This is a genomic window from Chimaeribacter californicus (assembly GCF_002858675.1).
Lineage (GTDB): Bacteria > Pseudomonadota > Gammaproteobacteria > Enterobacterales > Enterobacteriaceae > Chimaeribacter > Chimaeribacter californicus.
In genome coordinates this window covers 319304-340581 of sequence record NZ_PJZF01000002.1, presented here as the reverse complement: position 1 = coordinate 340581, position 21278 = coordinate 319304, and the positions used below count along the sequence as shown (strand labels likewise).

Here is a 21278-nt window from a genome sequence, read left to right as displayed (position 1 = left end):
ACGGGGCGACCAGCGGGCGAGGCATCCCTCCGGGAACCTCGTCCACTGTTTCCTCTGTTATTGGGCGTTGTGAGTTGCTGTAGGTATATAAGTCACGCGTCAGTCATGGCTGTTGTTATTCACCAGCGCCGTCACCAGATCGTTTACCCCGTCACTCATATTGGTGAAGCGCGTCAGTTCGGTGCGCGTCACCACCACGAACACGCCGATGTTTTTCTTCGGCACCATCGCCATATAGGTAATGAACCCGCCACCGCCGCCGGTTTTCTGGATGATCGCCGGGCGGCCGTTTTTCGCGGCCATCGTCACCCAGCCCAGCCCGAGCGCATCCGCCTGACCCGGTACGTCCATGCCTTTCAGTGACACCAGTTCACTGCGGCGGAAGTACATGGTCTGATCACGCGTGGCAACGATTGAAGGCGCACGGCCGTTAGAGGCTAAGAACTGCTGCATCCAGCGTTGCATATCTTCCGGCGTGGAGTAGACGCCGCCACTGCCCGCCGCCGCAAGGGTGCTGCGGCAGGCGCTGCTGCCTTTGCCGACCATCAGCCGGGCGCACTGTGCCGCCGTGGGCGTGAAGGTGGTGTTGACCATGCCGAGCGGGCCGGTGACTTTCTCACGCAGCAGCGTGGGGTAGGGCTTACCGGTGGCGTTGGAGAGCGCATCGGCCAGCAGGTCATAGCCTAAGTTTGAGTAAGCGGCATGCACGCCCGGCGGCACGGTAACCTTGGCGGAGCGCAGGTATTGCCAGCGGTTGGCCTCGGTCGGCCAGGTAAACACCGTGCGCCCGGCCTTGCCGCCCGGCTGCTCACGCGGCAGGCCGCTGGTGTGGGTGGCGAGGTTCAGCAGGGTAATCGGCTGGCGCGCATTATAGGCAGGCACACGGGCACCGCGCGGTGCATATTTTTTCAGCGGATCCACCAGCCGGACTTTACCTTCATCCGCCAGTTTCACCATCACTTCGCCGGTCATCAGCTTGGTCAGCGAGGCGATGCGGATCATCGAGTCCGGCCGCGGGCGCAGGTCATTACCCGGTTGGGTTTCCCCATAACTGCGGAACACTTGCTGGTTGTTATCAATCACCACCAGCGCCATACCCATCGCACCGCTGTTATAGAAAATGTGCTCTGCAAAGCTGTCCACGACCTGCGAGGTCAGCTGCGCCTGGGCAAAGCCACGCATTGGCAACGCCGCCGCGACCAGCCCGAGCAATAAAGAGGGGAGTAATTTAGCCAATCTGGTTTCCATGAGAGGCAAGAGACAAGTGGCGAATATCATAATGGCAACTGCCGCATCTGGCAGGCAGAAAATGCGGCCGATACTAAAAAAAGTGTGAACAATCCTCACGCCCGCGTTGCGCACGCCCGGTGGGGCAGGATGATGAAGCGCTGAATTTTTCGTCACTTAAGCGGAGACAAAAGGGATAACAGTTGCATGGCGATCGTGGGCAGGTATAATGCACCCGTTTTCCGCATACTACTTCAGTGCCGAAGTGGCGAAATCGGTAGACGCAGTTGATTCAAAATCAACCGCCGCAAGGCGTGCCGGTTCGATTCCGGCCTTCGGCACCATCGAGTATGAACAATCAAACCACCGCGAGGTGGTTTTTTTGTTTTTGGGGGTTGGGGATTATTGGTCTTTGCGACCGCTCATGTTATTCAAGTCATTAGGGGCAAAGGAAAGGTATTCAGATTAAAGTCAACAGTCATGTCTTAGAGTTATGACCTGAAGCTAGTTAATTGGACGAAATCTGTTTTGGGGTAGCAGACGAGCTAACGAGAACATAACTCTGGATATACGCCTTAAGCCCATATAGATGGGTATCAAACACAAGAAAATTCTGTAACATTAACTAATTGACTGAATGTGAAACGTCAAAGCAGAGTAGCCTATACGCCTCTCCGATATAAATTTTCGACAGAATGTTGGGATGCAGTGCTTAGTTGCCTGGCTAAATGGGGCAAGCAACACTAATAAAAACCTTACAAAGTAGGGTAGAGATAATGAAATTATTTATATAAAATAGTTATTATTTATTATTAGAGAACATTCGGTTATGAGCGCAATCACATTACGTAAAGCGTTGGGTGTACTTGCGAAATCATCGTCGTTTTCCGTCACGACAGTGACACAGCGGCAAAAGGATAATTTCGATCGGCTAAAAGAACAACTCTTTGTTAAACAGGACATTGAGACTGATCTGCAACGTCACTTGGATGTAGCGATGCCTGGAGAAATCATTTTTCTATGTGGCAGTAGTGGTGATGGAAAATCTGAAATTTTAACCCGATGTCAGTCTGCTCCACGCAATCAACAACGATTTAATTTTCATCTGGATGCCACACATAGTTTCGCTCCGCAACAATCAGCTATTGAAGCTTTAAACGAGTTATTTGGGAATCATCACCAACAGTCACATCCGTTGCTCGTCGGAATCAACACGGGCATGCTCGCTAATTTTGCTAGAGAAGGTGCTGACTGCCATCAAGCCATCCGTTCTGCGATTGACTCATTCTTATTGAAGCAACAGAATGAAAGTCGGCCTTATCAAAATGGAAATTGTACATTTTTTGACTTCGAACAGTATCCTAAATTTCATTTTGATGAAAGTAAACAGTACTCACCATTTATTAAGCAGTTATTAAGTAACTTAACTTGCGATGATGACAGTAATCTTTTCCATTTCATTTTTAGGAGAGATGAATCAATTAATCCTGATTTAAAAGAAGTCGTTAATTTCAAGTTGCTTTGCATGTCAGGCGTACAAGACGTATTGATCACACAACTCTTTAAGGCTCGATTAATTAAAGACCAGTTTGTTACCACCAGAACGCTGCTAGATTTTATACATCATTTGCTCATGGGGCCGGATTACCTATTTGATAACCTCTTTAACAACTTAGAAAACGATTTAATCAGAAAAATTTCTGATTTTGATCCTGCTAGATTACATACCTATGAGCTAGATCAATTCATTTTACGTTATGAGCTTGGCTTGCCTGATCCCGAGCTAGATGATTTCTTAATAGAGCTTGGGAAATTGCACATTAAGTTTGATCGCCAGGACGTTAAAGCAGGGGATGCAGCCTCCTTAATTCGAATGTTCTGGTTGTTACAATATGAATCATTGGGAAATGATTACCATAGAAAATTTTCAGCATTTTTTAATGAAATAATTTTTGAGTCTTATTCGAAAATCTGGCATCTACATAAAAACTATACTGGAAACCTAGAGCAGAAAAGGTCATTGAATCGATTTTATTCTTTCGAGCTTATTGCGGGTATCCAGCGCTACGCAAACCGCAAAGCTCCTGAATTAATTACGCAAAAAGATGAATTCTTTTTAGGCGAGTTTGGTGGAGTTAAAATCACCGCACCTGTCGCGCTGAAACCGGACTGGGATGCCATTCTCAGGAAAAACACTGCTCACCCAACTTATTTCAATATTCATCTAAAAGTGGGGGAAAAGCCGCTGTTACCTTTTCGTATCGGGCTTAATTTATTTGAGCTATTGACTAAACTGAATAATGGTTATCGCCCTAATAAATATGACAAGAGCGCAATTGTATTGCTTGATGAAATGATTGAACTGATTGCGGAACAGGCTAAATCCAGTAGTGAAATAAAATTTTATGAGGGCGCCCAGAAAGTTTACAGCGCTAGGGCGGATGACGACATTATCACCATTAGTGGCATGGAGGGATAATATCATGTATCCCATTGCAACAACGTTAAAAGTTGGCAACAACCTACTAGATAGCTATCTACCAATACGTAATAAAAACAATAATATTGACTGGCAGATTGTCACCGGTCTAGTGCTAAGTTATGCCGTGAAGTATAAGATCGACACATATAATCTTGAGCAATTTCGTGAGGATTGCAAAAATCACCTGCAAGCATTGATTGATGAGCCCGCTTTCTGGACTGTGCTAGAGCGGATGTATTTTTCTAGCAAGGATATTTTTCATGTCTCGCCACTTTTTTTGCTGTTCCACGCCCAGTTCGATGCTGAAAAGATAAGCTCAGGCTCTGCGGCAGACAGACGCCTTGGAACGTTATTTGCCAATCTAATGAAGGACTTTAGACTTGGTCACCCGATCCAGGACAAACTGAATTTTGTCGAACAGCAAATGCTGAATAAACTCAATGAAAAATTAAAACGGTTAGGGGAAGGCCCGTTTGCTAAAGAACAACCTTACCTTCCCTATATGGCAACGTGCTTCCAATCAGATCTGGCATTTCTGGCAGAGCACCCGCAATATCTTTTGCAAGAATTGACTAATACTTTGCGTTTATATGCTTTTAGCTGGTGCGCTCAATTGGCACTCAACTTGGATAATTGGCGGGATGGTGAGCCACAAAGCAAATCTTTGTTTTTTATCCTCGATACCGAAAAAGCCAGTTCAGAGCGAGATCAAATAAAGCGTTTTGGCTATAAATGGTTCGCTAGCCACAGTGAAAAACTTTTCCCGATGCTCTCTGCACTAGAGGTTTTGCAATGGGGGAAAGGAGCGACAAAGCGTCCCTTATGGCAGGTCTATCAGGATGTTATGAATTATTCAGAGCCTTCTGAGCAGATATTAAATTCCCTTAACAAGTACTTGCAGGAGTTTATTGAGGATCGCCAACTTTCCTCTCGTGAGCGAGCTACAAACCTGGACGATGCTTTCAAACAGCTACTATCGGTTGCGGTTGAACAGTTTCAAGGTAAGAAATCAGAACGAGCATCGGTAAATCGTAAATACATTAATGAGCTGGAAAACCAGATTTGTACGGAATTTATTCAAGTGCGTGGCCGGGCGGGAAAAGTGCTGGTGCTTAATCAGGATCGGTTGTTGTTACTGACAAACCTTACCGTAGGTAAAAACAAAAAACTTCGGTTGCATGAACTACTGCACGGTTTTGAGCAACGCGGATTTTATCTGGATAACCAGTCTACACAAACGTTGATAGCGTTTTATGAACGCATGGGGAACGTGGAGCGAATGAGTGACAGTGGAGACGCCGTATATGTCCGTAAAACAGTATGAAACTTATCTAGCGGAAACCTTCATTGAATGGGTTAGTAGCACCATCCAGCCAGGTGAGCGCTACCAGTTCAAATCTCCCGATCCTGACAACGCCTTAAAACTCTGGGAGGCTTTCGATTACCTGGCTGATGGAAATACATTAGAGATTGCGCCGGAACAGTACCTCTCTTACGTATCATGTAACGGTATTCAGCTTATTCCGGTACTGCACGGTACTACCGCGCCCGCATTTACGGAAAACTATATTTCTCATTTGCGCGATCAGGTTTCCGGCCGCAATGGCGTATTTGCCCAGACGGCGTTATTGATTATTCATAACAGCATGCTGGATACCTTGCTCAATAGTACCAAAGATGTGGCTGCTCCAGATGCTATTTGGCATCCCGAAACCTTCCGTTATCAACTCGAAAAATTAATCACAACGGACAGTAATCACTCACAAGTATCCCGCTGTTTACTAAGCGATCAATTGACAACGATACTAGATGAAGGTGCAACCGTATTTGGTTTCTCATCGTTATACCGTCTGCTGGAAGACGGTAACTTGGATTTCTCTGAGCTAAAACTATTCAACGATAGTCAATTACTGAACTTTAGCGGTAAACAGTTACGCTCCCGATTAAATGAAAACCAGAAGTTATATCGCCAGATAGAGGACAGCATCGAGCGTTACAGTGGGCAACTGGAGAACGTGCTGACTGAGTTCAGTACCAAATTTATTCAGAAACATTTTGTCGATACAGACGACTGGCGCGAGCTTGATTTCTCTGTCTACCAGAATGAAAAAGCGCAAAACAGCGAACAGAAACTGGTACTGGAAAATATCTGCGTTGAAAACGGTGAAGTCTGGCAAAGAGCAAAAAGCATCAGTAAGGTGGGTAAGCGTGATATTAGTGTCCTAGTGCAGGTACAGCCGGGACAATCGCAGGTCGAACTGGAATTCAGCTTTCAGAGCAACGATCTTCAGGATGACCAGATAAAAATTGCTCATCATCGCCGGTTACAGAAAGAGCGTTTCTGGCGTACCAGTCGGGCCGGAGGAAAATCTTCCCGGATTATGGCGTCAGTACCTTTCGACGGGCACCCCTGCTTCTTTAGCCTCGAAATAGTCAACCGCAATAACTCGGCGGAGGAGTATAAGTTTCGCCTGCTGATAGTTGAACAAGGGCAATTCTGGCTGAATGAGATCCAACACTGTTACCGCATTGAGCCGGGTAAAGACCAGCTAACTTTGCAGCTGGAAGATAATGAGTTACGTATTGCGGAGACAGGCGAGCAGACATGTACGCTGGATGAAGATAGCGATGACATTAACTGCCGGCATTATGCTCGGGTGAATTTTGAGACATTAGCGAACCAAAGTGAGCTGATCAAATTCGCGCTAATTTCAGGTGATTCACGTCTCTTACTTAATATTGAAGGGCCAGGAGCTTCTGAAGGATTAACATTACCACTGCTTTTTGATCAGAGCCGTTTCAATAAGCTCTTCAAAGAAGAGGGAAATGGGACTTGGAATCGGATTAAAGGACGCGTCATTCTGGATAATACCGAACATAACGTGGTCGGTGTGCGTCAGCAGTTGTTGATACTAGAAGCCTCACTAATTGAACGGGGCATCCTCGGGGCAGGCAGTGACAACAGTGTATTTGCGCTGGATGAACTTCTTGCCAGCTATCCTGACCTCCATAATGCATACCATCAACTACTGGCTTATTATCAGCGGCGTAACACTCTGCCAAGCCTGGTATCATGGTCAGCAGAATATCGTGCGCTGGTCAGCCATGTAGTCACTACTTTTGAACAGGCGTTGCAACAAATTGGTCTAAGTAGGGCATTAACAATACAGGAAAAAAGGCTATTGCATCTGGGGATCTGCCGGGGTGAAACGCATGAGCGTCTTTCTCCATTGCATCCATTAGTATTGTCTTATCATTTGCAATTGGCAGAAACCATCCTCACAGAGTCAGAGCACTCGACATCGGCTTCATTTGCCTCATTACCATCAATTACCCTCGATCGCCTAGTTGTCTCTGGATTAATGCCTTTTGTATACCATAGTGAACATGAATATGCGCAGCTACAGCCAGTAGTGGAAAATCGTTTCTGGATTGACATTATTCCACAGCGCCAAATGAGTCATGACTATGTTAAGAGACTGGTAAAAGATAAACTTAACGAATTCACGGATGCCTATTCCCGATTATTCCAACGATCTGGTAACAATGCTTTAATTATCAATGGAATTAACCAGGGGTATTCTAGAGAGTTATTTCTAGGGGTCGTGGAGTACTTCAAGCAGGAAAAAGAGCGCGCTATTTCAGTACATGTAAACTGCTATGATGAACGTCTAATACCCAATGCGTTTGACCATTTTGCCGAAAGCGGTAGTTATGAACAGCTTAAAAATGATCTTGGCTTGAACAGCGGTGGATGGCGTGCAGAAGCCGATATGCTGATCGATTTGCTGCGCAGCCGCTTAACATTCAGTAAATTTATTTTGCCGCGGGAAAGTGACAAACTGGCCTACGCTCATCTGGCATTTTTTACAAATACCGCACCGGTTGATTGCCGTCAGATCCGTATTGAAGACGCCGCCAGCGGGGTGTTATGCCATGGGCTTATTGCTGGCGAAGGGGCGGAAATACAGGGCGATGCCTATTTTACCGCTTTTGGCTTGCGTAATGTTGATACTGAACCTTATTGCACACTGCGCCTTGCACGCTTGCTGGGGGGGCTGTGGCAACCGGCGCGTCAAAGTAACAGCCAGTATCACGGTCAGGGAATCAGCCTGGCAGTGAGTGGCAATTTTAAGCAGTTGCTCGACTACTCTTATGACAGCTCACTCTGGACCACTATTATCGACCCCAAAGTCACACTCGATTTCTTTACCAGTCAGAAAGATGTGGTGCTTATCCACTACTCTGACCAGTACACCAGTTGTGCGGGTTATGATGCCGTGACCGTCACAAAACAGGTCGAGCTGTTCCTGCGTTTACTTCAGACAGAAAATCAGACCGGGCAGCCTTCCGTTGGCAGCCAGCACCTGCTGGCTGAATTTAATGCCTTTAACGGTGAATGGCTGCTGAAAATGCTGCGTTCAAACGAGAAGGAGCGCAAAGAGAAGCACGGCATTATTGGCGCGTATAAATTCGTGCAGTCCATGCTGCATCAGTCCGATATTTGCTGGGTTCCACTATCGGTGGCCGAAATGATCCGTGTGTCCGGTAACGTCGGACTGAGAATGAAAGAAAGTGATTTATCTCGCCACTTACAGGGTTACCAAAAAGGTGCGATTTCGGATGATGTGCTCTTTGTAGGTTTCAAAGAAAACAGCCTTTACCTGTTACCGCTGGAAGTAAAAACGGGCGCGCGGCCTGATTACAACTATGCCGGGCAGCAGGCTCGTGAACTGAAGCGTTACTTACAGCAGGATATCCTGGGGCCACAAACGCTGGCATCACAACTGTACCGAGCACTTTTTATTCGCCAGGTATTAATGCAGGTGGAAAAGCTGCGTCTATATGGCGTGCTGGATAACGACAAACTGGCTCCCCTGTTGGCACGACGCGAGTGGTGGCTCACCGGCGACTACCAGTTAGGTGAACTTGCCGACTACGCGGATGGCTTTGTAATAGCGCACGTAGACAGTGAGAGCTGCTTTGATCTCTCTTATAAAGTGACGCCGGATAATATTTTACAGATTGAGATCCCTTATTCACTGCTGCCGTCACTCATTTCCACGCAGGGAGAGCAATCACTGCTGGCCGAACGCTATCACGTGCCGGAAAAATACCGGCTGAAGCCAGGGTGTGAGTTATCGCCGTACCAGCTTGAGTCGGTAGCAGAAACACCTTCTCAGACTGAAGTGCAAGCGGTTCCCGAGCCTGAACTGCAACAGCCTGTTGCACCATCGCTCCCTCCTGAGATCAACGGTGCACCGCTGCAAATCCTGTTTGGTCATGATGCTGTGCGTCAGAGCCCATTGTATTGGGAGCCAACGAACACAGCGAAGTTCATGAATACCAATACCGGTATTATTGGGACGATGGGTACCGGGAAAACCCAGTTTACCAAATCGCTAGTCACACAGTTGATGCGCAATCAGTCCTGTAACGTTGATGGTAAGCCGATTGGTTTATTGATCTTCGATTATAAGTCGGACTATGTAGATGAAGCTTTTCTGGAGGCGACGGGTGCTAAGAAATACCAGTTATCTTTGTTGCCTTATAATCCGTTATCACTATTTGGCGATATGCCAATGTTGCCCAGACATACGGCAATGGCATTCTCTGAAACGATGGGGAAAGCCTATAACCTTGGTGTGAAACAACGGATGAAGTTGGTTACGTTGATTATGGATTGTTACGACCTTGCAGGGATTGTTCCTCATGATCGTACAACCTGGAACCGTACCGCACCGACAATCGAAGATGTTTGGCAACAGTATTTAGCTCAGGAAAAAGTAGACGAAGATTCATTGTACGCTGCACTTTATAATCTGGCAGGTTTCCAAATTTTTGAAACAAATCCTGAAAAGATGACTAGCTTGTATGATTTGGTTGATGGCGTCATTGTTATTGAGTTGGCGGGCTATCCATCTGAGATTCAAAACCTGGTGGTCGCCCTGACGCTGGATTTGTTTTACGCACAAATGCAAAAAAGAGGCAAACCTGTTGTGCGAGGAGATTACCGTCAGCTAACCAAAATGATCCTAGTTGACGAAGCCGATAACTTTATGAGGCAGGATTTTGCCAGCCTGCGTAAAATTCTTAAGGAAGGCCGTGAATATGGAGTTGGCGCAATCCTGTCAACGCAGGAGATTACCCACTTCAAAACTGGAGAAAATAATTACGCCTCCTATATCTTGACTTGGGTGATTCATCGCGTATCTGAGATTAGGAATGCGGATATCAAGGCGGTATTTAACATCGATGATAAAGGTGAGCAGGAGTCTTTGATGGGGCAGATTCGGCAACTGGAGAAACATTTTAGCTTGTATGTAGATGGAGATAAACAGGTTAAGAAGATGCGCGATAGGGCATTTTGGGAGTTGCAATATGAATTACATACAAAGGGGATTGAATAATGGTTAAAAAAAGACCAAATCCTTGGGGGGACGTTTTGGATGAGTTTTCATCTCGCTTATGCAACGCTATAAAGAGCCCTGCATTTTTAGTTTATTTTTTTATTGGTGTTATTTTCATTGGTGGTGTTGGTATTTGGTTACCTTACTTCTCTTCAGATGACCCGAATCCAGTTTTTATGGAAAGTCAAAATGTATTTACCTATTCATTTGCAATATTGGGCACTTTAGCTATAGAGGTTATGCTAAGTTCGTCTGTTAGCAAATATTTGAAATCATTGGGGCTGTTAATCGGAGCTATAGCATTGGTTTTTTGTGGGCTTGGATATTATTACATAAAACATGGCAATTCAATTTCTCTGAATATTGGAGCTTTTTTAACATTGCTCCTTTTTTTGCTGGCAAATGTCAATGATGAAAAATTTGATCATGATGATTCTTCTGCTCCTGCCTCCCCGGTTGGTTTTGAAAGTGCTAGAAAAGACCTGATAACAGATAAGGAATAACAATGAATAATTATCCTTTGCGCTTGCCTGCATTGAAAATAATACAGCCACTAGGTGAGTTTTATGTCGCGTCAATAAGTGCAGAAACTTTATTGGAAGTTAGTTATACAATTAAAGCTGAAATATTAGATGATGAAGATGAGGCATCCTCTGGTTATTTAGGTGGGGTGATTAATAAATTGGTAGGCAATCAACGGAAAAGAACTCCAAAGCGATTGGAAGAAATCCGAGCCTATACAGAAACAATTGATGCAAGTTTTCCAAATTCTATTATTTTGGGGGTTAATTATCACGAGGATGGCGGCCTAGAAACAAACCCTGAAGAAAGATGGTATATAGAAAAAGTTGGAAATGATTTTTATAATATAGTTATTCCATCTTCTAAGAAACTTGCTTCAATAATTGATGGTCAGCATAGGGTATTCGGTTTTGAAAACTCCAAAGCTAAAAGCATGGAGCTCTTGTGCTCGGTTTATCTAGACCTACCTTTAGCATATCATGCGCGAATATTTACAAATATAAATATCAATCAAAAAAGAGTTGATAAAAATTTAGCTTATAATTTATTTCAATTTGATATAGAGCAAGGGGAACCTGAAACTTGGTCACCGGAAACTTTAGCTGTTTATTTTGCTAGGGTTTTAGAAAAAGATGCAGATTCTCCTTTTAAGGGGAAAATTAAACTCGGGGTTGAAAACTCATCATCATCAACATCTATATCAATGGCATCAATAATAGATGGTATTTTATCTCTGATTACTAATAACCCTAAATCAGATAGAGAGTTGCTTCATACTAAAAAAATAGGTGATGGACGTAACAGAACTATGCTTTCTAGAGTTAAAAGTAATGCACCCCTAAGAGAGCTTTATATAAAATCTCAAGATAAAACGATCTTTAATATAATTAATGATTTTTTCTTGATCATAAATAAATATTTAGGTAGATATAAGGTTTTTAATAAGACACTGGGAGTGCATGCAACATTTGATTTCTTAAAGATTATTTTGAATAAAAATATTAAATTTACTCCGAGTATGGCTATTCTTTGTTCTAAGGTTAATTTCAACGATTCATTTTTTGGTGTCCAAACGAAACTAAGAGTTAGGCTAAAGAACACTTTGTTGCTTGCTTCAGGTGTTATCGACATTGTAGATCTTGAAGTAAAGGATCCAAACGAGTTACAAGAATATATCCGTATCCTGAAGTAAAGAAAATTACGACAGTCATTGTAAATGTGTACAATGACTGTCTCTATTTTTTAATTTTTTAACGCAAGTACTATATGTTTTATGCTTTTATAATTTCTCAACGCAGCAATCCCATCCTCGACATGCGCCGCCCAGACCTTAATTAGCATTTTCTGTTCTATTTGTGGATAAAGCATCTTTAGCACTAGTTCCGTGGTTTGCAGTGTTTCGCCCAACCATGTAATTTTATCCAGAACCAATGACCCATCTAGCTTCTTACTATCCATTTCAGGCGAATAACGAAATTTACTTTCTACCGAGCGAAAAAATGCTAAGCGGGCAGCAACGTTAGGGGTGATGCCCGTATACACTTTTAACTTTTTCAGTTGTTCCTCAGTCTCACGACTTAGTTGCATGCGATTGGGGAGCATTAGATGGCCTCCTTAGTTAATTCCCAAAAATACCCTGGCTTAAGCGTAGATGATTTAGTATTAGCATTAAATACGATCTCATAGGCATGAGAAATATCATCTCTCAACTGATCGACAAAGTAACGCTCATCGACTTCTGTATCGGTGGACAGTAAGACAACCTGATGGCTAGCAAATGGGAAATAGTGGTTGATCAACTTATCACGATGCTGAGAATCTAAACGCCCTAACGGAGTATCAATAATCACAGGCAGATCTCGGCCCGACGTTTTTGCAAGCGCTTCAAGAATGGCTATAGCATAAATTTGCTTTTCACCCGCAGAAAGTAACTTACGGTTAATGACTGCTCCTTTTTCATTAACCAGCTCTACATCGAACGTCTCGGGGTTAATATGCGCATTAAGTTGTAGATCCTCTTTACGTGCTAACTTTCGATAAGCTACTTCAAAATTTGTAGAGAGTGTTTTTACTCGTGCCTGGGTCAATACTTCACTATAACGATCAAGCAGGTTTATCGTTTCCTGAGCATTTTTAAAGGCGCTGCTAAAGCCATGCTGATTACGTACTGCATCATGTACTTTTTGCACTTGACGGACGCAATCAAGTTGCTGCTGTTTTGTACGCTTAGCATCTTCTAATAATGAACTATATTTCTGGCGCAATGCCTCCCGCTGCCGGTCAAGCTCCCGCAACTTTTCAAAAATATCGAGAAGCTGTTCATCTTCTGGGGCACGAGCAATATTTGCGGCAGCCTGTTCTAACTGTTTTTCTACATCAGCGAGCTGATTCCTATAAAGATCAAAACGTTGCCACGCTTTTTTACTTTCCTGCTCAATGGCTTGTTGAAGCATACCCGCTTCACGTTCAGAAATATCAAAAAGCAAATCGCCTTGAGGTTTAGTTGCCATATACTCTTTTAGATTATCAGTAATGGCTTCTGTAGCGATTTTACTTGTGGTGCTGGATCGCAATGCAATATCGTTTCTAAGTAGAGTTAAAAACTGGTTTAATTCTTTCTCAAAACTATTCGCTTGCTTAATTTGTGCTTCGTTAGCAATCCTTTCCAGCAACTGGGACAAGATATTAGGAGCGAGAGCATAGGGTAGTGTCCCATCGCACTCTTGACGTAATGCTTTTTCTAAATTCTCTTTATCTCTTAACAAGGTATCGACTTTTTGCTTCTCCTGCGCCTTAGTCTGAGCAAAAGCTCCACCCTGTGCATTTAATAACCCTTCATAGCGGATAATATCTTTAGATAGAAAATCAATTCTCGTTTTCGTAAAATCAGCGTTTTCCAGAAGCTCTTCAGTTTTATAAGTTAACTGCTTAATTTGGGTTTCGAGTTCTGCAAGTTGCTGCTGTTGAGAGCCTACCAATTGGCTAGATTGTTGGCGCTTAACAAAAATCATTAAGTCGTTACGTAATTTGGAGATGAGATCCAGGCCCAATAAACGGCGCACCGCAGTCCGCAATATGTTACCTGATTCATCTTCAGCCAATTCCGCGATTTTTTCACCATCAAAAAAGAATAGATCAGCTATGCCATGTGGGATTAGTTCATTAAGAAAACCCTGGCATTGCTCATAGTCTAATTCATTAAGAGGCTGGCCATCTTGTTGCAATGAAAGGCGGTCTTTCTTACCATTTTTCCAAGTACGGGTTACTGTGAATTCAGATTCTTGCCCTCCTTTATTGTAAGTAAAGGTGAGCTCTACGGCAGCCTCTTCTGGGCGTTCAGTAGCATGATTACCATGATGAATGAGTGTACTGAGTTGCTCAATATACTCTTGTTGTTGAGTAGCGAGTCCAAAAGCTAGTCTGCCATATAATGCTAATCGTATAGCTGATAAAATAGACGTTTTCCCTGCGCCATTTAAACCACCGAATAACACTATAGGGCGTGGATTATTATCACAACGTGTTTTGGGTGCGAGATCGATAATATGCGTGCCATTAAACACCCGGAAATTGCGCAATACCAGTTGTTTAATCAGCATGTTCATTACCCTCAGTAGTCAAAACTGATAAATTAGTAGCCTCAGAAATTCTGCGCTGCAAAATCTGAATTTCGCTTTCTAGCTTTGTCACTTCTTCTTGATAAATATCTCGATCACTACGTTTTTGTAGCATAATTTGTTGTTGCTTTATTTCTTCCAAACTGCCCCAGTCCTGTTTAAGAATGCTGCCGAGTTTGTCAAAAATTCCCTGGCGGCGACTTAGCCCTTCCATTGATATTTCAAGTTCGATTAACTTCATTACCATCTCTGGTTCGACGTCAAAACCTTGTGAAATCTGTACTAATAGATCTGCATCACTAGCATCAAATCGTGATTGATCGTCGACTACCCAATCTAAATCTTTTTGGTAGACTTCACGATAGATATCAGGCAAAGAATCATACCAATCGGGCTCATTAGGATCTTTTAACCACTCTTGACGAATAGCATGCAATTCTGGCTCTGAAATCAAAGAAATAGTATGGCCTTGTGCATTTAAATCGCGCTCTATTTCCAATAACTGTTTTAGCCATTGTTGACGGTATTTTAACCAGTAAGGGCCGGGGACATGCTTACGTTCTGCATTGATCTCCTCACCTTCTTTGGCATATTGGTAACTTACCTTACCGCTGCGGCGCTTGTAATTTCGAAAGGTATCTTTATTGACAGGATCAGTTGTGAATGCAAGTAAATCGCGATATTTGAGTAATGGAGACATCCAGTCTTCACCATTTTGGATGAGACTTTCCATTGCTTTATCTTTTGTGACAACAGTACAAGTCCAGCAGCCAAAGCGTGAGCTGCCGCATGAAGGCGTACTATCATCGATCACTAATGGGCATTCACCTTGTGCTGAAGAGTCCATATATAGTGTCCAAAGGGGGCGATTATTTCCTCCCCATGGACTTTCCCACTCTTCAAACTCATTATCCTGAGCATACCGGAATGCACCTCGCAGTAGTTTCCATACATCTTCTACATCCCAGGTATCAATTGGAGTGTAGATAAAAGCGTTCGGCAACGTGGTATGACGTGCAAGCCGAGAACCATCAATTTTATGCTTAGCTATAACTTGCGCGCGTGTTGCGCTTTCACTGCTGCGCGAACCAAGCACCACAATAACTTCATCGAATTGACTAACTTTATCTTTGATAAAATCGCTGACTGGATTGATCTTCATGCGTTCCGTACACCAACGGAAGCTACGGGTCGGCGCTGGATAACCTTTACCTAATAGATTTACCCAGAATGTTTCGTGAGTTTTTGGTGTCACCGCATGTTGAGTCATGGGCAGCTTGTTACGTTTTGCACCTGCTTCAATTTGCAACATGGTTTTTTTGATCAAATCGACTACCACAGGTGTTTCTACCAGCGTATCGGATGAGACGACAAACACATCTTTGGTACGCATTTCTGGCGGAAGCCCTAACAATGCCAAATATACCAATGTTACAACCGCGGAGGAGTCTTTACCGCCGCTATAGCCAATCACCCATGGGCGGTTATCTGTACAGTAGATGCGCTGAACTTCAGAGACATACTCTGCTAATGGACGTCCAGCAAAGTTCTCTTTATTAATAAAATCTTCGTATTCGGCCAAATCATAGGCTTGAATAAGTTCGCTCATAATACAACCATTTGATTTTCAAGCTCTTGCTCTTCAGGAGAAAGAGGAAGGGAAAGTGCAATTTTCAGTGCGTTGCAGGTTAGCTGGATAGCGGTACTGGTTTTGCTTAATTTGCCATGCTGCATGGCCCGTTTAATTAATTCGGGGTTACTTTTACGCCAGTCAAAGCTTTTAAGCTCAGCAATTTTTTGCTGCCAATCTTCAGGGTGTTCTATCAGTAAAGCTCTCCCTAAAAGACCGAGAGCCTGAAGGCCTATACCATGAGCATGAACATACTCCTGACGTAGTTGTGCAGCAGAAACTTCTTTTTTGGCAGCGAGTTGCCAATCCGGCATAATATAGAAAATCGCTCGCCAGTAGAGCGTAGCAATGTGTGTATTCTCTTCGAAATTATCTTCTTTGGGATCTTTACCCAACAAGGCGCGTGTTGCCTGTTTGATACTGCTAAGCGTAAATAACTTGTTAGAGCGCGCACTAATGCTGGATTTCTCTAGCTCAGTGAGCCCAATAAACGGTTCAACAGACATGGCTAAACAGCGTGCCAGGCTAGAGCTGATATCTCGATGATCATACAACGCTGACAGCGATGGGCTAGGGCGAATGGCATACTTGTTTAAGTCGGCAAACATCTGCTGGCTACGTTTTAAGCCCTCATCCACGAAAAACAGGACAGGGATGTTGTCCTGTCCCAACTCTGGGCGCTCTTCAAGTGCATCTTCGATTGCTTTTCGTCTATGTTGCCCATCATTAATGAGAATCTGCGCTTCCATTGGAACACGTAACGTACCAAGGTTATTCGAGCCCGAAAATTCATCAAATTGGACATCAATAGCTATAGAAGCTGTTAATGCAGAGAAGACATAGTCGTTAGGATTTTCAAGAAGATAGCGCACCATTTCTGGAATTCTTGACTTGTTAAGTATACGTTGCGCCCGGAGTTCGGGCGGAACTTCATTCTCATCAAAGCTAAAAATCTTAGGAATGATGCGCATCGGACAAGTTGCAATGTAGAAGGGACGCCCCGCCTGCATGCCTCGAACAGCAGGGAAGGAGTAGCAATAGTCAGTGTCAAAGTAGGCCATATACATGTTTCGCTTTGTGTGAATAACATAGGGTACGTGATTTATTACGTATTTTGAAGCGGATGAGGGATTTATTACGTGAGAAGTCTAACTATGGGGCAATAATCTGGGTAGATTAATAATAGATGTTTGCTTTAGGTGCAACGTCAGAGCCACTTCCAGGTCTTCTGACGTATAGAACTCCAAAAGTAGCTAGCTTTCCAACGCCGATCATTCAGTCCTTCATCTGGTAGCGGGGGTGAACCTACTGTGGAAAGATCGGAGCATCTTAACCATTAGCACTACGATGCTTATGTGTGATTTAGCCTCACTAGTTTGCTTTTATAAGATCTCAACATCACCAACCATCCCGGCCTTCGGCCGGGACACCCCCCCACCTCAACACCTGTTTACCCCCGCCTGCAACTTCCGGAGACACCATCAATAAACGCCCACACCTGCTTCTGTTTCCGCTTCGAAAGTTTCCCCACCCGGCGCAGTGCCTGCATCAGTTCCGGTTCCGCTTCGTCCTGCGGTTTCTCCTCCGGCACTTCTTTCGCCATCAGCACAATGCACCCCTTCATCACCCGCACATCCACCTCTGTGCCGGTATCAAACCCTGCCGCTGCCAGCCACTTGCCTTTCATAATTACCGCCGGAATTCGGGTGTAATCTGGATAACGGCTCGCATAACTGACTTTTAAACGGCGAATAGTCTCCTGGGTGGCTTCTGTTACTGAATTTTCTGCAATACAATCCTGTGCAGCCATTTTGACTACCTCGATTAGTTATTGTGGTCAGCGGTAAAGGTGTGTTGCACCACATCTTTGCCGCGCTTAATTACCCTGTAAAAATAGCCAGTTACGTGATGAAAAGCCAGATGAAAATAAATGAAAATCATCGGCGAAATAATGCGACATGTATTCCTTTTTTATTGGGGTAAATAAAAGAAGTCTGAGGGTTTTAAATATAATAAGGCACGCAATAAACGCGTGCCTTATTATTTCAGCTTAAATCATGCAGCGCTTTATCCAGCGGCGGGGTGAGTGCCATATCTAAGAATTCGACCTCTAATCCGCGGCGTTCTGGCGTGCAGCACATCACACCCACTTTTACAGATACTGCCGGGAAATAGCTTAAGCGCAACAGCGGCCAGTGCCGGCCGTCGGTGGAGTACTGTAACCGCAGGCCGTCGCCTTTGCGGCTCAGGCGGAGCCAGAAGGTGCGCGGGTCGCCGGGGAAAATGCCGGTCGCCCAGTCGGAGTGGCCGAGCGTCAGCACGCTGCCGATAGCGGGCGCGCCGTCATTGTACTCAATGCCCGCTTTTAGCCAGTGATGCTCGTCGGCCATCAGCATAATCCCGGCTTGATCGTAGAGCGTGTTGAAGTCGGCACACACTTTCACCTGAAAGGTGAAATCGTCGGCCGCATCTGTTGCGTAAATATGCCCGGAAAAGCGTTCGAAGCCGTACCAGGTTTTGCGCCAGAAATCGGTATGGTCATCCGTGACCACCGTTAATTTATCGTTCTGGTAGTGCCACTGTTGCGGTTCGTTAATCCAGGAAAAAGCGTTGCGCATCGGTTCTCCGGGGCAGGCATGGGTCGGGTCTACCGAGAATAGAAGATCTTATGCGCCTTCGCTGCTGCGCCGCGCAAAACTTGCGGACAGCCGATCAAGCAGGATCGCCATCAGCACCACCACAATGCCGCTCTGTAGCCCCAGCCCGATATCAAGCTGCTGGATGCTGCTGAGAATGTCATTGCCCAGCCCACCGGCACCCACCATCGAGGCGATAATCACCATCGACATCGCCATCATAATGGTCTGGTTCACCCCGGCCATAATCGCGGGCTGCGCGGCGGGCAGCTGCACTTTCCACAACAGCTGGCGCGGCGTACAGCCGAAGGCGAGGCCCGCCTCAATCCGTGCGGCGTTCACCTGGCGGATGCCGAGATCGGTCAGGCGCACCACCGGCGGCATCGAAAACAGGATGGTAGCGAAAATCCCCGGCGGGCGGCCGAGGCCGAACAGAATGGTGGCGGGGATCAGGTAAACAAACGCGGGCATGGTCTGCATAAAATCCATCAACGTGCGCACCACGCTGCCCACCGTGGCCCGGCGCGCGCTCCAGATGCCGAGCGGAATGCCGAGCACCAGGCTGAAAAAGGTCGAAGAGAGCGTCAGCGCCAGCGTGATCGAGGCGTGTTCGCTGTAGCCGCTATAAACGATGTAAAGCGTCGCCAGCAGGGCAAACAGCGCAAACCCTTTACCGATGCGCCAGGCACCAATGCCGACCGCCAGCGCCACCAGCCCCCATGGGGTCAGCCAGCCGAGCAGCGTCTCCAGCCCGCCGGAAAAAGCATCAATGCCTGCGGAAAGCCCGTCAAAAAAACCACCGGCATGCACCAGCAGCGCATGAATGCCGCTGTCGATCTGGCGGCTGAAATCTAAAGGATGTGACATACCGTTACCTGTTCAGACATGGCCATAGCTCTCCGCCCACTGCCAGCGGGCGGTGTCCACGCCGGAGAAAAAGTGCCGCACATAGGGTGAGGCGGGCGTGTTGATGATGTGCTCCGGGGAACCGACCTGCACCAGCCGCCCCTCTTGCATAATCGCGATGCGCGTGCCGAGCCGCAGCGCCTCTTCCATATCATGGGTGACGAACACCACCGTGCGTTGCTGCTCCTCCTGCAACGCCAGCAGCAGTGACTGCATCTCACGGCGGATGATCGGGTCGAGCGCCGAAAAGGCCTCATCCATCAACAGCACCGCCGGGTTCACCACCAGCGCCCGCGCCAGGCCGACCCGTTGCTGCATCCCGCCGGAAAGCTGGTGCGGATAGTGCGCGGCCACCTGCGCCAGCCCGACCTTCTCCAGCATCGCGTGCGCCCGCTGGTGCCGCGCCTCCCGGGCCACCCCGGCCACCTCCAGCCCGAACGCGACGTTATCCAGCACCGTGCGCTCTTCAAACAGCGCGAAAGACTGGAACACCATGCCGATCTGCTGCCGCCTCAGGGCGATCATCTCCGCGGTGGTCAGCGTGCCGAGCGGCTTCCCCTGAAAGCGCACTTCACCGCGGGTCGGGGCGATCAGGAAGTTCAGGGTGCGCAGCAGCGTCGATTTACCCGAGCCGGAAAGCCCGACAATCACAAAAATCTCACCCGGGAAAATCTCCAGGTTAATCTGGCTTAACGCATTGGCCGTAGGCGTGGTATCCGGCCGGGAAAATAACCGCTTCCCCGGCGGGGGAGAATAATTTTTATCAACGTCGCGTAATTCAATGATAGGTTGCGTCATGGCAGCATCACATATTATCGGGGAACGCACTCACGCTAACCTAAAATAAACGGCGTCAGGTAAATATTTTACGCAGGCAGATAGACATATTTTGCATTTACTTATTTATAATCCGGCAATGCGGCTGGTTGATGATGAAAGTTCCAGGCCTCATTTAATAACCAGTGGGAAACTTTCTCCTGCTGTGCAGAGGCGGGTTTACCGCTGGCGGAAATCAGGTAATAGCCCCGTTCAGTGCGGACTTCCGGGCCACAGACCACCAGCTGTTTTGACGCCAGCAATGAGGAGATCAGCGGCCGCCAGCCGAGCGCGATCCCTTGCCCCTCCACCGCCGCCTGAATCACCAGCGAGTAGGCGTTAAAAGTGCGTGACCCGGCGTGCGCGTGGGCGGGCACCCGCTGAAAACGGAACCAGTCTTCCCAGTTCAGCCAGCGTTGCGGGCGCGTCTCCGGCAGCTTCAGCAGCGGGAAGTTCAACAGCTCGCCGGGCGTGGGCGTGATGCTCATCTTGCGGATAAGTGACTGATTACAGACCGGAACCACATCCTCCGGGAACAGCTTCTGCGCTTGGGTTCCCGGCCAGTTGCCATTGCCGAAATAGATCGCCAGGTGGGCGTGGCTGTCGCGGAAATCGTAGTCATTGGGGGAGGTGGAAACCTGCACCTCCACGCCGGGGATCAGCGCCTGAATGGCGTCCATCCGCGGCAGTAACCAGTAGCTGGCAAAGCCCATATCGGTGTCGATGCGCAGGGTGCTGCGCTGGTGCCGGGTGCGTTCAATCTGCTCGCTGATCTCGGTCAGGCTGGCGCGGACAATCTGGTAAAGCGCATTGCCGGACTCGGTGAGTTGCACCCCACGGTGACGCCGTTCAAACAGCGGGCCGTTGAGTAAATTTTCCAGGCCCTGAATACGCTGGCTCACCGCCGGTTGCGACAAACCTAATTCATTTCCGGCGGCGGTAAAATTACCGTGACGCGCGGCCGCCTCAAATACCACCAGCATTTGTAACGGAGGTAACGCTAATTTCCCTGCCATAAGCCTGCCTTATACC

General features: G+C 46.5%; 15 protein-coding genes and 1 tRNA gene. 6 read left to right on the top strand and 10 right to left on the bottom strand.

Going from position 1 to position 21278, the window contains the following annotated elements; translation table 11 throughout:
* Nucleotides 1-99: 99 nt before the first annotated feature.
* Complete coding sequence (ampH, locus tag CYR55_RS04525; RefSeq protein ID WP_101814951.1) at nt 100-1248, bottom strand: D-alanyl-D-alanine-carboxypeptidase/endopeptidase AmpH; 1149 nt, start codon at nt 1246-1248, stop codon at nt 100-102.
* Nucleotides 1249-1486: 238 nt separating this feature from the next.
* On the opposite strand from ampH, the gene CYR55_RS04520 reads away from it, so the two are divergent.
* The 6 genes from CYR55_RS04520 to CYR55_RS04500 all read left to right on the top strand — a co-directional run bounded on the left by CYR55_RS04520 (nt 1487) and on the right by CYR55_RS04500 (nt 11833).
* A tRNA-Leu gene (locus tag CYR55_RS04520) sits at nt 1487-1571 on the top strand.
* Nucleotides 1572-2056: 485 nt separating this feature from the next.
* Nucleotides 2057-3706: a DNA phosphorothioation-dependent restriction protein DptF gene (gene dptF, locus CYR55_RS04515; RefSeq protein ID WP_101814950.1), complete on the top strand. Its 1650-nt coding sequence runs from the start codon at nt 2057-2059 to the stop codon at nt 3704-3706.
* A gap of 4 nt (nt 3707-3710) precedes the next feature.
* Entirely contained in the window at nt 3711-5033 is a 1323-nt protein-coding gene (gene dptG, locus CYR55_RS04510) for a DNA phosphorothioation-dependent restriction protein DptG (RefSeq protein WP_101814949.1), read from the top strand.
* The gene (dptH, locus tag CYR55_RS04505) at nt 5014-10119 is read left to right on the top strand and encodes a DNA phosphorothioation-dependent restriction protein DptH (protein WP_101814948.1); all 5106 of its coding nucleotides are present in this window, start codon (nt 5014-5016) and stop codon (nt 10117-10119) included. The genes dptG and dptH overlap by 20 nt, the downstream gene beginning before the upstream one ends.
* Nucleotides 10119-10622: a hypothetical protein gene (locus tag CYR55_RS23285; protein ID WP_146000945.1), complete on the top strand. Its 504-nt coding sequence runs from the start codon at nt 10119-10121 to the stop codon at nt 10620-10622. The genes dptH and CYR55_RS23285 overlap by 1 nt, the downstream gene beginning before the upstream one ends.
* 2 nt (nt 10623-10624) lie before the next feature.
* Nucleotides 10625-11833, top strand: coding sequence for a DGQHR domain-containing protein (locus CYR55_RS04500; RefSeq protein ID WP_101814947.1), 1209 nt, complete (start codon nt 10625-10627; stop codon nt 11831-11833).
* A 50-nt stretch (nt 11834-11883) separates the two neighbouring features.
* On the opposite strand, the gene dndE is transcribed toward CYR55_RS04500, so the two are convergent.
* The 9 genes from dndE to CYR55_RS04455 all read right to left on the bottom strand — a co-directional run bounded on the left by dndE (nt 11884) and on the right by CYR55_RS04455 (nt 21262).
* Entirely contained in the window at nt 11884-12243 is a 360-nt protein-coding gene (gene dndE / locus CYR55_RS04495) for a DNA sulfur modification protein DndE (protein ID WP_101814946.1), read from the bottom strand.
* Entirely contained in the window at nt 12243-14240 is a 1998-nt protein-coding gene (gene dndD / locus CYR55_RS04490; RefSeq protein WP_101815030.1) for a DNA sulfur modification protein DndD, read from the bottom strand. Before dndD ends, dndE begins: the two co-directional genes overlap by 1 nt.
* Complete coding sequence (gene dndC, locus CYR55_RS04485; protein WP_101814945.1) at nt 14230-15867, bottom strand: DNA phosphorothioation system sulfurtransferase DndC; 1638 nt, start codon at nt 15865-15867, stop codon at nt 14230-14232. The genes dndD and dndC overlap by 11 nt, the downstream gene beginning before the upstream one ends.
* Nucleotides 15864-16949 (bottom strand): DNA sulfur modification protein DndB, encoded by a 1086-nt coding sequence (gene dndB, locus CYR55_RS04480; RefSeq protein ID WP_101815029.1) that lies wholly within the window; start codon nt 16947-16949, stop codon nt 15864-15866. The genes dndC and dndB overlap by 4 nt, the downstream gene beginning before the upstream one ends.
* Nucleotides 16950-17338: 389 nt before the next feature.
* On the bottom strand, nt 17339-17698 hold the full coding sequence (gene symE, locus CYR55_RS04475) for an endoribonuclease SymE (protein ID WP_101814944.1): 360 nt from the start codon (nt 17696-17698) through the stop codon (nt 17339-17341).
* Between the two features lie 235 nt (nt 17699-17933).
* Complete coding sequence (locus CYR55_RS04470) at nt 17934-18506, bottom strand: DUF1349 domain-containing protein (RefSeq protein WP_101814943.1); 573 nt, start codon at nt 18504-18506, stop codon at nt 17934-17936.
* Between the two features lie 48 nt (nt 18507-18554).
* The gene (locus tag CYR55_RS04465; RefSeq protein ID WP_101814942.1) at nt 18555-19391 is read right to left on the bottom strand and encodes an ABC transporter permease; all 837 of its coding nucleotides are present in this window, start codon (nt 19389-19391) and stop codon (nt 18555-18557) included.
* Nucleotides 19392-19403: 12 nt separating this feature from the next.
* Nucleotides 19404-20228 carry an ATP-binding cassette domain-containing protein gene (locus tag CYR55_RS04460; protein ID WP_101814941.1) on the bottom strand — a complete coding sequence of 275 codons (825 nt, stop codon included), beginning with the start codon at nt 20226-20228 and terminating at the stop codon, nt 19404-19406.
* 101 nt (nt 20229-20329) lie between these two features.
* Nucleotides 20330-21262 (bottom strand): LysR substrate-binding domain-containing protein, encoded by a 933-nt coding sequence (locus tag CYR55_RS04455; RefSeq protein ID WP_101814940.1) that lies wholly within the window; start codon nt 21260-21262, stop codon nt 20330-20332.
* Between the last annotated feature and the right edge of the window lie 16 nt (nt 21263-21278).